Origin of the sequence: Pseudomonas sp. HY7a-MNA-CIBAN-0227 (genome assembly GCF_040310325.1) — a bacterium.
Classification (GTDB): Bacteria; Pseudomonadota; Gammaproteobacteria; order Pseudomonadales; family Pseudomonadaceae; genus Aquipseudomonas.
The window spans coordinates 1-261 of record NZ_JBEOPT010000208.1; the positions used below are offsets into that span (position 1 = coordinate 1).

The window sequence follows — 261 nt, forward strand, 5'->3', positions numbered from 1 at the left end:
CCCTTAAACAAGCTGACGAACGCGGGATTGTATTGGTGAATTTAACCCAGTGTTTCCAAGGCAAAGTCAATATGGCCGGCTATGCTACTGGCAATGCGTTAGCGCAAGCAGGGGTGATCGGCGGTGCCGATATGACGGTTGAAGCGGCATTGGCAAAACTGCATTATTTGTTGTCCATTGGATTAACCTCAGCGCAAATCAAACAACGTATGCAGCAAAATTTAATTGGTGAACTGACGATTGACTAGTTAACGTTTTTAT

1 pseudogene is annotated in these 261 nt (G+C 44.8%); it reads left to right on the plus strand.

The window, feature by feature from the left end:
* Positions 1-248: pseudogene (locus AAEZ06_RS27605) on the plus strand (asparaginase); the annotation flags it as partial.
* Between the last annotated feature and the right edge of the window lie 13 nt (positions 249-261).